This is a genomic window from Pseudomonas sp. LBUM1678 (assembly GCF_059695575.1).
In genome coordinates this window covers 4948371-4961397 of the sequence record NZ_CP166775.1, presented here as the reverse complement: position 1 = coordinate 4961397, position 13027 = coordinate 4948371, and the positions used below count along the sequence as shown (strand labels likewise).

The window sequence follows — 13027 nt, the reverse complement described above, 5'->3', positions numbered from 1 at the left end:
GGTAGATGTCATGACCGACGAATGGAAAGCGCCCGCCAAGGCGAGCGCAGAGAGCGGTGACGAAAAAAGCTGGAAGCTGCTGGAAAAGACCCTGCTGGCCAGTGTCCAGGAGCAGCGCAGGTCTCGTCGCTGGGGAATTTTCTTCAAGCTGCTGACCTTTGTGTACCTGTTTGGCGCGTTGATTCTGTTCACGCCGCTGATGGACATGGAAAAAAGTGCGACCCGCGGTTCCCACTACACGGCGTTGATCGACGTGACCGGCGTAATCGCCGACAAGGAGCCGGCCAGCGCTGACAACATCGTCGGCAGCCTGCGTGCGGCCTTCGAGGACGAGAAGGTCAAGGGTGTGATCCTGCGCATCAACAGCCCTGGCGGCAGTCCGGTGCAGTCGGGTTATGTGTATGACGAAATCGTTCGTCTGCGTGGTCTGCACCCGGATACCAAGGTGTACGCGGTGATCTCCGACCTGGGCGCTTCCGGTGCCTACTACATCGCCAGCGCGGCTGATCAGATTTACGCCGACAAGGCGAGCCTGGTCGGTTCCATTGGTGTGACGGCGGCCGGTTACGGCTTTGTCGGCACCATGGAGAAGCTCGGTGTCGAGCGTCGGACCTACACGTCGGGCGAGCACAAGTCGTTCCTCGACCCGTTCCAGCCGCAAAAGCCTGAGGAGACTCGGTTTTGGCAGGGTGTGCTGGATACCACGCACCAGCAGTTCATCAACAGCGTGAAAAAGGGCCGTGGCGACCGTCTCAAGGACAAAGAGCATCCGGAGTTGTTCTCCGGGCTGGTCTGGAACGGCGAGCAGGCGTTGCCGCTGGGTTTGATCGATGGCCTGGGGAATGCCAGCTCGGTGGCGCGTGATGTGATTGGCGAGAAAGAACTGGTGGACTTCACCGTTCAGGAATCGCCGTTCGATCGCTTCTCGAAAAAACTCGGTGCCAGCGTGGCTGAGAAACTGGCGATGTGGATGGGCTTTAACGGTCCGTCGTTGCGCTGAATTCTCCAGCGGCATAAAAAACCGGCCCAAGTGGCCGGTTTTTTGTGTTCAGGGGATTTGCACGCCTTCGGTCAGCAGCATGTCGATCAGGCGAATCAGCGGCAGGCCGATCAGGCTGGTGGCGTCAGGGCCTTCGGTGCTTTGAAACAGGCTGACCCCCAACCCTTCAGCCTTGAAGCTGCCAGCGCAGTCGTAGGGTTGTTCGGCGCGCAGGTAGCGCTCGATGCGTGCCGGATCCAGCGTGCGCATGTGGACGGTGAAGGGCACGCAGTCGACCTGGCAGTCGCCGGTCTCGCTGTTGAGCAGCGCCAGGCCTGTCAGGAAGGTCACGCTGGCACCGCTCGAAGCCAGCAATTGTTCGCGGGCTTTCTCGAAGGTATGGGGCTTGCCGATAATCCGCTCGCCGAGGACCGCGACCTGGTCGGAGCCGATGATCAGATGAGCGGGGTGGCTACCGGCAAGTGCCCGGGCTTTTTCTGTGGCGAGGCGTTTTACCAGCTCAATGGCGGACTCCCCCGGACGATGGCTTTCATCGATATCCGGCGAGCTGCAGGTGAACGGCAGCTGCAAGCGGGCCAGCAATTCCCGGCGATAAACCGAGCTTGAAGCGAGTAATAAAGGCAGCATGCGCATCTCCGGAAGACAGGCGCGAATTCTACCGAGGCTTCCAAGTGACGGACAGGGCTGAATTTCCTTTGACATGGCCGGGTGCATCCCTATAATGCTGCGCCTATGTTGAATGACCCGATTCCACCTCACGTTGACCCGCGCAAATTGGCTGACCGTGGCACCACCCTTCAAGGTGAACTGCTGCTGGCCGATTTGGAGAGACTCTGCGACCCGCTTTCCGACACTGTCGGTACGGTGCAGGCTAAATTCGTTTTTGAACGAGATGAACGTAAGTCTGTGGTAATCCACAGCTTTATCGACACCGAAGTCAAAATGGTTTGCCAGCGTTGTCTTGAGCTGGTCACCCTGCCGATCCATAGCGAATGCAGTTATGCTGTGGTGAAGGAGGGTGCGAATACCCAGTCGTTGCCGAAAGGTTATGACGTGCTGGAACTGGGCGAAGATCCTTTGGATCTGCAGTCACTGATCGAGGAGGAGCTTCTGCTCGCCTTGCCCATTGTGCCTGCTCATCATCCGGAAGAATGCCAGCAGCCGGCGGGTCTCGATGAGCCCGAACCGAGCGAGGACGAGGTAACGCGGTCCAACCCGTTCAGTGTATTGGCGCAGTTAAAGCGTGACCCAAACGTTTAGGAGTTAATCAATTATGGCTGTTCAGCAGAACAAAAAATCCCGCTCTGCCCGTGACATGCGTCGTTCGCACGACGCCCTGACGGCAAGCACTCTGTCTGTAGAAAAAACCACCGGTGAAATTCACCTGCGTCACCACGTATCGCCAGAAGGCGTATACCGTGGCCGTAAAGTGATCGACAAGGGCGCTGACGAGTAATCACTTGTCTGCCCAAGTCATCGCGATTGACGCAATGGGCGGGGACTTCGGTCCCCGCAGCATTGTTCAGGCCAGCCTTGCTTGCCTGGCTGCTACACCCTCGCTGCACCTGACCCTCGTCGGTCAACCCTCCCTCCTTGAAGAATTGCTCTCTGGCCAATCGGCTGTGGATCGCTCACGCCTGTCGATTGCTCCGGCGTCCGAAGTCATCACCATGGACGAAAAGCCTGCCCAGGCCTTGCGTGGCAAGCCTGATTCATCGATGCGTGTGGCACTCGAGTTGTTGCGTGACGGCAAGGTCCAGGCGTGTGTCAGTGCCGGCAATACCGGCGCGCTGATGGCGTTGTCGCGGTTTGTGCTCAAGACGTTGCCGGGCATCGACCGGCCGGCGATGGTTGCGGCCATTCCGACGCAGAAGGGTTATTGCCAGTTGCTCGATCTGGGCGCCAATGTCGATTGCAGCGCCGAACACCTGCTGCAGTTCGCAATCATGGGGTCGGTGGCAGCGGAGACTCTGGGGGTCGTTCGCCCGCGTGTGGCGTTGCTGAACATTGGCACTGAAGACATCAAGGGCAATCAGCAGGTCAAGCTGGCTGCAACCTTGTTGCAAAGTGCCCGTGGTATCAATTACATCGGCTTTATCGAAGGCGACGGTTTGTACCGTGGCGAGGCGGACGTGGTGGTGTGTGACGGCTTTGTCGGCAATATCCTGCTCAAGTCCAGCGAAGGCCTGGCGACCATGATTGCCGGGCGAATCGAAGCCTTGTTCAAGAAAAACCTCGCGTCGAAAATGGTCGGCGCACTGGCGCTGCCGTTGATGAAGCGCCTGCAAGCCGAACTGGCACCGGCGCGGCATAACGGCGCAAGCTTCCTGGGTTTGCAGGGGATTGTGGTGAAAAGCCACGGTTCGGCCGGGGTTCAGGGTTTCCAGAGTGCCATTTCCCGTGCGCTGATCGAGATCCAGGAAAACCTGCCGGAACGCATTCACGGTCGTCTGGAGGATTTGTTGCTTTAGGCGTTTTCGTCGGACAATGCTTAAATGTGACCGCTTAGTTCAATTGGCCATCCAACTGTCAGTTTCTTGCGTCCCCCGAGCGGGACGTCAAATTCTTCGACGACAAGATCATTAGGGGCTTGTTACATGTCTGCTTCCCTCGCATTCGTCTTTCCAGGACAGGGTTCGCAGTCCCTCGGCATGCTGGCCGAGTTGGGCGCGCAACATCCGGTTGTCCTCGAAACATTCAAAGAAGCTTCCGATGCTCTGGGTTACGACCTGTGGGCACTGACCCAGCAAGGGCCGGAAGAGCAACTCAATCAAACCGATAAAACCCAGCCGGCCATTCTGACCGCCTCGATCGCCTTGTGGCGTCTGTGGCTGGCTGAGGGCGGCGCGCGTCCGGCTTACGTTGCCGGTCACAGCCTGGGCGAGTACAGCGCGCTGGTCGCGGCTGGCAGCCTGAGCCTGGGCGACGCCGTCAAATTGGTGGAGCGCCGTGGTCAGTTGATGCAAGAAGCCGTTCCGGCCGGGCAGGGCGGCATGGCCGCGATCCTCGGTCTGGACGACGCTGACGTGTTGGCAGCCTGTGCCGAAGCAGCGCAAGGCGAAGTGGTCAGTGCGGTCAACTTCAACTCCCCGGGCCAAGTGGTTATCGCTGGTGCCAAGGCTGCGGTCGAACGCGCCATCGAAGGCTGCAAGGCGCGGGGTGCCAAGCGCGCCATGCCTCTGCCAGTCAGCGTACCGTCCCATTGCGAGCTGATGCGTCCGGCAGCCGAGCGTTTCGCCGAATCGATCGCTGCGATCGACTGGCAAGCGCCGCAGATCCCGGTTGTACAGAACGTCAGCGCTACCGTGCCGGCCGATCTGGAAACCCTCAAGCGCGATCTGCTTGAGCAGCTCTACAAGCCTGTGCGCTGGGTCGAATCGGTCCAGGCGCTGGCCGCCAAGGGCGCGACCCAGTTGGTCGAATGCGGTCCTGGCAAAGTGCTGGCCGGCCTGAACAAGCGTTGCGCCGAAGGCGTGTCGACATCCAACCTCAATACCCCAGACGCTTTCGCTGCCGCCCGTGCAGCGCTGGCCTGAATCAGGAGAAACTTGCATGAGTCTGCAAGGTAAAGTTGCATTGGTCACCGGTGCGAGCCGCGGTATTGGCCAGGCCATCGCCCTGGAACTGGGTCGTCAGGGCGCCATCGTTGTGGGCACCGCGACGTCCGCTTCCGGCGCCGAGAGCATTGCCGCTACCCTGAAGGAAAACGGTATTCAAGGCACTGGCCTGGAACTCAATGTCACCAGCGACGAATCTGTCGCGGCGGTGTTGGCGAGCATCTCCGAGCAGTTCGGTGCGCCGGCGATCCTGGTCAATAATGCCGGTATCACCCGCGATAATCTGATGATGCGCATGAAAGATGACGAATGGCATGACGTCGTCGATACCAACCTGAACAGTCTGTTCCGCCTGTCCAAGGGCGTTTTGCGTGGCATGACCAAAGCCCGTTGGGGACGAATTATCAGTATTGGCTCTGTTGTGGGTGCCATGGGCAACGCAGGCCAAGTAAACTACGCAGCCGCCAAAGCCGGTCTGGAAGGTTTCAGCCGTGCGCTGGCGCGTGAAGTCGGTTCGCGTTCGATTACGGTAAACTCGGTGGCCCCTGGGTTCATCGACACCGATATGACTCGCGAACTGCCCGAAGCGCAGCGTGAAAGCCTGGTGACACAAATTCCGCTGGGTCGTCTGGGGCAAGCACAAGAGATCGCGTCTGTGGTCGCTTTTCTTGCATCCGACGGTGCGGCTTACGTTACTGGGGCTACAATCCCGGTGAACGGCGGGATGTACATGAGTTAAATGTGACGGATTGCTTCAAAAAAATGTCATACGAGCTGTCTAAAATCCGTTATAAAGCTGCAATCTATTTATAGGCAGAGGGCTGTCGGGTTTGAGGAGTGAAGCTTTCAGTTGAAAAACTGAAAAGTCTTTCTATACACTTACCCACTGGCCAGCTGCCTGAATTTGTCCATTAGGAGTGAAAACAAGGTATGAGCACCATCGAAGAGCGCGTCAAGAAAATCGTTGCTGAGCAACTGGGCGTTAAAGAAGAAGAAGTGGTCAACACTGCTTCCTTCGTTGAAGATCTGGGTGCCGACTCCCTTGACACCGTTGAGCTGGTGATGGCTCTGGAAGAGGAATTCGAGACCGAAATCCCTGACGAAGAAGCTGAGAAGATCACTACTGTACAAGCTGCAATCGATTACGTTACTAACCACCAGGCTTAATAGCTTGTAATCGTTGCTTGCTGTCATGGAAAAACCGCACTGCCTCATGGCGTGCGGTTTTTTCTTTAGGCCTGATGCAAAGTCGTCATTTGAAAAAGGAGAGTGCTGTGTCGCGTAGACGCGTCGTAGTCACCGGTATGGGTATGTTGTCGCCACTGGGCACGGATGTGCCGAGCAGTTGGCAGGGCATTCTGGCTGGCCGCAGTGGCATTGGTCTGATCGAACACACCGACCTTTCTGCCTATTCCACCCGTTTTGGCGGCTCGGTAAAGGGCTTCAATGTCGAGGAGTACCTGTCGGTCAAGGAAGCTCGCAAACTCGATCTGTTCATTCAGTACGGTCTGGCCGCAGGTTTTCAGGCGGTACGTAACGCAGGCCTTGAAGTTACCGATGCCAACCGTGAGCGCATCGGCGTGGCCATGGGGTCGGGTATTGGCGGTCTGACCAATATCGAAGAAACCAGCCGCACCCTGCATGATTCCGGTCCACGACGGATTTCTCCGTTTTTCGTGCCTGGCTCGATCATCAATATGATTTCCGGTTTCCTGTCCATCCACCTGGGTGCACAGGGACCTAACTACGCCATCGCCACCGCGTGTACCACCGGTACGCACTGCATCGGCATGGCAGCCCGCAACATCATGTACGACGAAGCCGACGTGATGATTGCCGGCGGCGCCGAGATGGCGGCTTGCGGCCTGGGCATGGGCGGTTTCGGTGCCTCCCGCGCACTGTCGACCCGCAACGACGAGCCAACCCGCGCCAGCCGTCCATGGGACAAGGGCCGTGATGGCTTCGTGTTGTCCGATGGTGCCGGCGCTCTGGTTCTCGAAGAACTGGAACACGCCAAGGCGCGCGGCGCGACCATCTACGCCGAGCTGATTGGTTTTGGCACCAGTGGCGATGCGTTCCATATGACGTCGCCTCCGGCAGACGGTGCCGGTGCTGCGCGCTGCATCACCAACGCCCTGCGTGATGCGAAGATCAATAGCGATCAGGTTCAGTACATCAACGCCCACGGCACCTCGACGTCGGCCGGCGACCTCGCCGAAGCCTGTGCGATCAAATCGGTGTTTGGCGATCACGCCTACAAACTGGCCGTCAGTTCGACCAAGTCCATGACCGGTCACTTGCTGGGTGCAGCAGGCGCGGTCGAGGCGATCTTCAGCGTGCTGGCGATCAACAGCCAGGTGGCGCCACCGACCATCAACCTCGATGAGCCGGACGAAGGCTGCGACCTCGATTTCGTGCCGCACACCGCGCGCAACATGGATATCGATGTGGTGCTGTCCAACTCCTTCGGTTTTGGCGGTACCAACGGCTCGCTGGTGTTCCGCCGGTTCGCTGACTGATGGACAGCTGGGTCGACGGTCAGCCGGCTGACACGTTGTCGCTGAAGAATCGCGGCCTGGCTTACGGCGATGGTCTGTTCGAGACCATTGCCGTGCGAGGCGGGCAACCGTTGCTGCTGGACCGACATCTGGCGCGTCTGGTCGATGGCTGTTCGCGCCTGGCAATCGCTGCCGATCATGAGTTGATCCGCAGCGAGCTGCTGGCCTATGCCGGCGCGCTGGATGAGGGTGTGCTCAAACTCATCATCACTCGCGGCGACAGCTTGCGCGGTTACGCCCCCGATCCCTCGGCTCGGGCTCGACGTATTCTGCAAGGCAATCCTCCTGCTGCTTATCCTGCCGTTCATGGCGAGCAGGGCGTTCGCCTGTTCCCTTGTGCGACACGCCTGTCCAGGCAACCACTGCTCGCCGGCCTCAAACACCTTAACCGCCTCGAGCAAGTGATTGCTCGCTCCGAATGGCAAGATACGGAGCACGCCGAAGGCTTGATGCTCGATCTTGCGGGGCGCGTGATCGAAGGTGTGTTCAGCAATCTGTTCCTGATCCGCGATGGCGTGTTGATCACGGCCGATTTGAAGCGCTGTGGTGTGGCCGGCGTGATGCGTGCCGAGTTATTGTTTCAAGCCGAGTCATTGGGGATCCCCACACAAATCTCCGACATCAGCCTGGATCAGCTGCAATGGGCCGATGAAGTCTTTGTCTGCAACAGCGTGTATGGCGTTTGGCCGGTGCGCGCCTATGCTGCGCTGAGCTGGTCGGTTGGGCCGCTCACCCGTAAACTCCAAACCATTGCCCGCGCGCTACTGGATGCTTGATACGTGAGACGTAAATTCTTGCTGCTGCTGGAAACCGGATTGGTTCTGGCAGGGCTGTGTCTGGGCGCCGCCGCCTGGAAAATTCATTCGGCGCTGGATCAGCCGCTGAACATCACCCAGGAAGAACTGCTGGAAGTGCCCAAAGGCACAACGCCCACCCGCACTTTCTATCGACTCGAAGCTGATGGCGTCATCAAGGACGCTTTCTGGTTGCGCGTGTATTGGCGTTTCAACCTGGCGGGACAGCCCTTGCACAAGGGCGAATACCGCATGCAGCCCGGCATGACCGTCGAAGGGCTGATCGACCTGTGGAAGCGTGGGGAAATCGTCCAGTACAGTCTGACCCTGGTCGAAGGCTGGAATTTTCATCAGGTCCGGGCGGCATTGGCCAAGGATGAAAAACTCGAGCAGACCCTTAACGGCTTGAGCGATAGCGAAGTGATGACCAGGCTCGGCCACACAGGGATCTTTCCGGAAGGACGCTTCTTCCCCGACACTTACCGCTTCGTGCGTGGCATGACCGACGTCGATCTGCTGAAGAAAGCCTACGATCGCCTCGACGAAGTCCTTGCCAAGGAATGGGAACAGCGCGCCGCAGACGTGCCCTACACCGAACCCTATCAGGCGCTGATCATGGCCTCGCTGGTGGAAAAGGAAACCGGTGTGCCACAAGAGCGCGGGCAGATCGCTGGCGTGTTTGTGCGGCGCATGGCGATCGGCATGCTGCTGCAGACCGATCCGACGGTGATCTACGGTCTGGGTGATCGCTACAGCGGCAAATTGACCCGTGCCCACCTCAAGGAACCCACGCCGTACAACACCTACATGATTTCGGGCCTGCCGCCGACGCCGATTGCTATGGTCGGTCGCGAAGCGATTCATGCCGCGTTGAATCCGGTGGCGGGCAACAGTCTCTACTTCGTCGCTCGCGGTGATGGCAGCCACGTGTTCTCCGATGATCTGGATGCCCACAATAATGCGGTGCGTGAGTTCCAGCTCAAGCGTCGTGCCGACTACCGGTCCAGCCCGGCACCGGCCTCGTCGCCCGAAATCCAGAATGGCGAAACCCCGGACGCTGAGGCGCCGATTCCGGCCGCGTCGCCCAGTCCTGATGCCGAGACTGTGGCACCCGTAGCGCCGCAGGAACCTGCTGCTGCGCCCGCTCCGGAGCCTGAACCGGAATCCGTACCCGAACCTGTGCCCGAGCCGGACGCAACCGCGCCGCAAAACCCGCAATGACCCTGATTAAGGACTGCCTGTGACTGGCTTGTTTATTACCCTGGAAGGCCCGGAAGGCGCCGGCAAAAGCACCAACCGCGAATACCTGGCCGAGCGCCTGCGCGCCGCTGGTATCGAGGTGGTGCTGACCCGCGAACCGGGTGGTACGCCTTTGGCCGAGCGGATTCGCGAAGTGTTGTTGGCGCCGGTTGATGAAGTCATGAACCCCGACACCGAGTTGTTGCTGGTGTTTGCCGCGCGTGCCCAGCATTTGGCCGAGGTGATTCGCCCGGCGCTGGCCCGCGGTGCGGTGGTCTTATGTGATCGTTTTACCGATTCGACCTACGCCTATCAGGGTGGCGGTCGCGGTTTGTCGCTGGAGCGCATCGCGGCCCTGGAGACGTTTGTCCAGGGTGATTTGCGCCCGGACCTGACGCTGATCTTTGATCTGCCGGTGGAAGTGGGTCTGGCTCGCGCCAGTGCTCGCGGTCGTCTGGACCGTTTCGAACTTGAAGGCCGGACCTTTTTCGATGCCGTGCGCAGTGCCTTCCTCAAGCGCGCTGAAGCTGACCCGGCGCGTTATGTCCTGGTCGATGCGGCTCAGCCGCTCGCGCAGGTCCAGCAGTCGCTGGACGCCTTGCTGCCACGTCTGCTGGAGCTGACCCGTGGCTGAAGCCTATCCGTGGCAGGACAGCCTCTGGCAGCAGTTGGCCGGTCGCAAGCAACATGCGCACGCCTATCTGCTGCATGGCCCGGCCGGGATCGGCAAGCGTGCGCTGGCGGAGCGGTTGATGGCCAGTCTGCTGTGCCAGCGTCCGACTGCCCAGGACGCTTGCGGTGAATGCAAATCCTGCCTGCTGCTCAAGGCCGGCAGCCACCCCGACAATTACATCCTGGAGCCGGAAGAAGCCGACAAGGCGATCAAGGTCGATCAGGTTCGAGATCTGGTCAGCTTCGTGGTCCAGACCGCGCAGATGGGCGGGCGCAAGGTGGTGTTGATCGAGCCGGTCGAGTCGATGAACGTCAACGCCGCGAATGCCTTGCTCAAAAGTCTTGAAGAACCGTCCGGCGATACCGTTTTGCTGTTGGTCAGCCACCAGACCAGTCGTCTGCTGCCGACCATCAAGAGCCGCTGCGTGCAGCAGGCCTGCCCGCTGCCGAGCGAAGCGATGAGTCTTGCCTGGCTGGCCATGGCCCTGCCGGACAGCTCGGAAGAAGAACGTATCGAACTGCTGACCCTGGCGGCTGGCTCCCCGCTGGCCGCGGTCAAGTTGCAGAACCAAGGCGTGCGCGAGCAGCGGGCGCTGGTGGTCGAAGGCGTGAAGAAGTTGCTCAAACAGCAGCAATCGCCGACGCAGTTGGCTGAAGAATGGAAAACCGTCCCGCAGCTGTTGTTGTTCGACTGGTTCTGCGACTGGTCGAGTCTGATCCTGCGCTATCAGTTGACTCAGGATGAAGAAGGGCTTGGATTGACGGACATGCGCAAGGTCATTCAATACCTGGCGCAGAAAACCGCTCAGGATAAAGTCTTGAGTATCCAGGACTGGATTCTCGCCCAGCGCCAGAAGGTCATGAGCAAAGCCAACCTCAATCCGGCATTGTTGCTCGAGGCGCTGCTGGTGCAATGGGCATCCTTGCCTACCCAGAAGTGATCGTCTGTGCCTAGACTCTGATCATCAGCAATGGAGGTCAGCATGAACGAAGCCGTCAATCCGGGGCCGCGCAACGGCATTTTGTCCCTGACCATCAAGGACAAGTCCGTGCTTTACGCGGCCTACATGCCATTCATCAGGAACGGTGGCCTGTTTATCCCGACCAACAAGAGCTACAAGTTGGGCGATGAGGTCTTCATGCTGCTGAACCTGATGGATGAGACCGAGAAGATTCCGGTCGCCGGCAAGGTTGCCTGGATCACCCCTAAAGGTGCTCAGGGTAACCGGGCTGCCGGGGTCGGCGTACAATTCAACGACGGCGACAACACCGCGCGCAGTCGAATCGAAACCCATCTGGCCGGAGCCATGAAGTCCGACCGTCCCACTCATACGATGTAAGTTGCAGCCCTTTTATGCTCGTAGATTCCCATTGCCACCTCGATCGTCTTGACCTCGCCGCCCACGACGGCTCCCTGGATGCCGCGCTCGATGCGGCCCGCCAGCGCGGGGTAGGGCACTTTCTGTGTATTGGCGTCAGCGTCGAGAACGCCGCGGACGTCAAAGCCCTGGCTGAACGTTATGACGATGTCGACTGTTCGGTGGGTGTGCATCCGCTGGATGTACAACCGGGTGCCGCGCCGGCGCTGGATTGGCTGTTGCGTGAGCTCAATCACCCGCGAGTGGTCGCGATCGGTGAAACCGGTCTGGATTATCACTACGAGCCGGAAGCTGCGGAGTTGCAGCAGGAATCGTTTCGCTTGCACCTGCAGGCCGCTCAGCAAACCGGTAAACCGGTGATCATCCACACCCGTGGCGCCCGGGAGGATACGTTGAGTCTGTTGCGCGAGGCTGCGTTGCCTCAGGCGGGTGTGTTGCATTGCTTCACTGAAGACTGGGACATGGCCAAGGCCGCGCTCGACATGGGTTATTACATTTCCCTGTCTGGCATTGTCACTTTTCGCAATGCCGATGCGCTGCGTGACGTCGCCAGCAAAGTGCCGGCTGATCGGTTGCTGGTTGAAACCGACTCGCCGTACCTGGCGCCGATCCCTTATCGCGGCAAACCAAACCTGCCGCAGTACGTTCGCGAGGTTGCGGAATTTCTGGCAATGTTGCGTGGTGAGTCTTTTGAGCGATTTGCCGAGCAGACCACTGAAAACTTCAAGCGGCTGTTCCCTCTGGCGCATGTGAAAGGCTAAATCGCAGGCAAAAAAAACCCGGGTTCTGGGGGGTGAATCCGGGTTAAGACCATTAGGAGTAAAACAAAGGCACGCGGTCCGTTGGTACCTATATCGACGCGACACTTGGGGGAGATGCCCCGCCGACAGTTCAAGTATTGATCAGTATTTCGCCGAGTCCAGTTTACCGGCCCCGGTTTTTAAACAATTTTGGAATACGGCCGCTTCAGAAGAGTTCTCATCAACTGGCGACCTTGCGTGAAATCATCAAGAAACACAGATATGGTCGGATGATCCGTGCATTTTGGCGCAAGTTAGGCATAATACGCGGCTTCGAATTTTGACCCCAACAGACCTTTTCTTATGCATAAAGAACCTCGTAAGGTCCGTGAGTTTCGTCGCCGCGAGCAAGAAATTCTCGATACCGCGCTCAAGCTGTTCCTCGACCAGGGTGAAGACAGTGTCACCGTCGAGATGATTGCTGATGCCGTCGGTATCGGCAAAGGCACGATCTACAAGCATTTCAAATCCAAGGCGGAGATCTATCTGCGCCTGATGCTCGACTACGAGCGTGATCTGAACGAGCTGTTGCATTCGGCGGATGTCGACAAGGACAAGGAAGCCCTGTCCAGGGCCTACTTCGAATTCCGCATGCGCGATCCGCAGCGCTATCGCTTGTTCGATCGCCTGGAAGAGAAGGTGGTCAAGGGCAACCAGGTGCCGGAGATGGTCGAGGAGCTGCACAAGATCCGCGCCTCGAACTTCGAACGCCTGACCTTGCTGATCAAGGGCCGGATCAGCGAAGGGAAGCTCGAAGACGTTCCGCCTTACTTCCATTACTGCGCGTCCTGGGCGCTGGTGCACGGCGCTGTGGCGCTGTATCACTCGCCGTTCTGGAGCAATGTGCTGGAAGATCAGGAAGGTTTCTTCCAGTTCCTGATGGATATCGGCGTGCGCATGGGCAACAAGCGCAAACGCGATACCGACACGCCGAGCAGCTGAACCATTCAGTTGCCTTATCGCGCCATGATTTCGCTATATGGCGCCGTACCTCAGGAATATACTCAGGCATGGGACTTGCTAAAACT

General features: G+C 58.9%; 16 protein-coding genes. 15 read left to right on the top strand and 1 reads right to left on the bottom strand.

Annotation, left to right across the window (positions count from 1 at the left end; all coding sequences use genetic code 11):
* Positions 1–10: 10 nt before the first annotated feature.
* Entirely contained in the window at positions 11–1000 is a 990-nt protein-coding gene (locus tag ACA070_RS22505; protein ID WP_497448396.1) for a S49 family peptidase, read from the top strand.
* A gap of 48 nt (positions 1001–1048) precedes the next feature.
* On the opposite strand, the gene ACA070_RS22500 is transcribed toward ACA070_RS22505, so the two are convergent.
* Positions 1049–1627, bottom strand: coding sequence for a Maf family protein (locus ACA070_RS22500; protein WP_497448395.1), 579 nt, complete (start codon positions 1625–1627; stop codon positions 1049–1051).
* Positions 1628–1732: 105 nt separating this feature from the next.
* Here ACA070_RS22500 and ACA070_RS22495 point away from each other — a divergent pair, with 105 nt between their 5' ends.
* The 14 genes from ACA070_RS22495 (at position 1733) to ACA070_RS22430 (ending at position 12941) form a co-directional block, all read left to right on the top strand.
* Positions 1733–2260 (top strand): YceD family protein, encoded by a 528-nt coding sequence (locus ACA070_RS22495; RefSeq protein WP_004371317.1) that lies wholly within the window; start codon positions 1733–1735, stop codon positions 2258–2260.
* 13 nt (positions 2261–2273) lie between these two features.
* Positions 2274–2456: a 50S ribosomal protein L32 gene (gene rpmF / locus ACA070_RS22490; RefSeq protein ID WP_008152339.1), complete on the top strand. Its 183-nt coding sequence runs from the start codon at positions 2274–2276 to the stop codon at positions 2454–2456.
* Positions 2457–2460: 4 nt separating this feature from the next.
* Entirely contained in the window at positions 2461–3471 is a 1011-nt protein-coding gene (gene plsX, locus ACA070_RS22485) for a phosphate acyltransferase PlsX (RefSeq protein WP_497448394.1), read from the top strand.
* 126 nt (positions 3472–3597) lie between these two features.
* A complete protein-coding gene (gene fabD / locus ACA070_RS22480; RefSeq protein WP_008152335.1) occupies positions 3598–4536 on the top strand; it encodes an ACP S-malonyltransferase in 939 nt (312 codons plus the stop codon).
* A gap of 16 nt (positions 4537–4552) precedes the next feature.
* Positions 4553–5296: a 3-oxoacyl-ACP reductase FabG gene (fabG, locus tag ACA070_RS22475; RefSeq protein ID WP_438657890.1), complete on the top strand. Its 744-nt coding sequence runs from the start codon at positions 4553–4555 to the stop codon at positions 5294–5296.
* 191 nt (positions 5297–5487) lie between these two features.
* Positions 5488–5724 carry an acyl carrier protein gene (gene acpP, locus ACA070_RS22470; protein ID WP_003442511.1) on the top strand — a complete coding sequence of 79 codons (237 nt, stop codon included), beginning with the start codon at positions 5488–5490 and terminating at the stop codon, positions 5722–5724.
* 107 nt (positions 5725–5831) lie between these two features.
* Positions 5832–7076 carry a beta-ketoacyl-ACP synthase II gene (fabF, locus tag ACA070_RS22465; protein WP_131062725.1) on the top strand — a complete coding sequence of 415 codons (1245 nt, stop codon included), beginning with the start codon at positions 5832–5834 and terminating at the stop codon, positions 7074–7076.
* Complete coding sequence (gene pabC, locus ACA070_RS22460; RefSeq protein ID WP_497448393.1) at positions 7076–7891, top strand: aminodeoxychorismate lyase; 816 nt, start codon at positions 7076–7078, stop codon at positions 7889–7891. Before fabF ends, pabC begins: the two co-directional genes overlap by 1 nt.
* Positions 7892–7894: 3 nt before the next feature.
* Complete coding sequence (gene mltG, locus ACA070_RS22455; protein WP_497448392.1) at positions 7895–9130, top strand: endolytic transglycosylase MltG; 1236 nt, start codon at positions 7895–7897, stop codon at positions 9128–9130.
* A gap of 19 nt (positions 9131–9149) precedes the next feature.
* Positions 9150–9782, top strand: a complete 633-nt coding sequence (tmk, locus tag ACA070_RS22450; protein ID WP_497448391.1) for a dTMP kinase — start codon at positions 9150–9152, stop codon at positions 9780–9782.
* Positions 9775–10761 (top strand): DNA polymerase III subunit delta', encoded by a 987-nt coding sequence (locus ACA070_RS22445; RefSeq protein WP_497448390.1) that lies wholly within the window; start codon positions 9775–9777, stop codon positions 10759–10761. Before tmk ends, ACA070_RS22445 begins: the two co-directional genes overlap by 8 nt.
* Before the next feature lie 42 nt (positions 10762–10803).
* On the top strand, positions 10804–11160 hold the full coding sequence (locus ACA070_RS22440; protein WP_497448389.1) for a PilZ domain-containing protein: 357 nt from the start codon (positions 10804–10806) through the stop codon (positions 11158–11160).
* Between the two features lie 14 nt (positions 11161–11174).
* Positions 11175–11960 (top strand): TatD family hydrolase, encoded by a 786-nt coding sequence (locus ACA070_RS22435; protein WP_497448388.1) that lies wholly within the window; start codon positions 11175–11177, stop codon positions 11958–11960.
* 342 nt (positions 11961–12302) lie between these two features.
* Positions 12303–12941 carry a TetR/AcrR family transcriptional regulator gene (locus ACA070_RS22430; RefSeq protein ID WP_008152317.1) on the top strand — a complete coding sequence of 213 codons (639 nt, stop codon included), beginning with the start codon at positions 12303–12305 and terminating at the stop codon, positions 12939–12941.
* Positions 12942–13027: the final 86 nt, after the last annotated feature.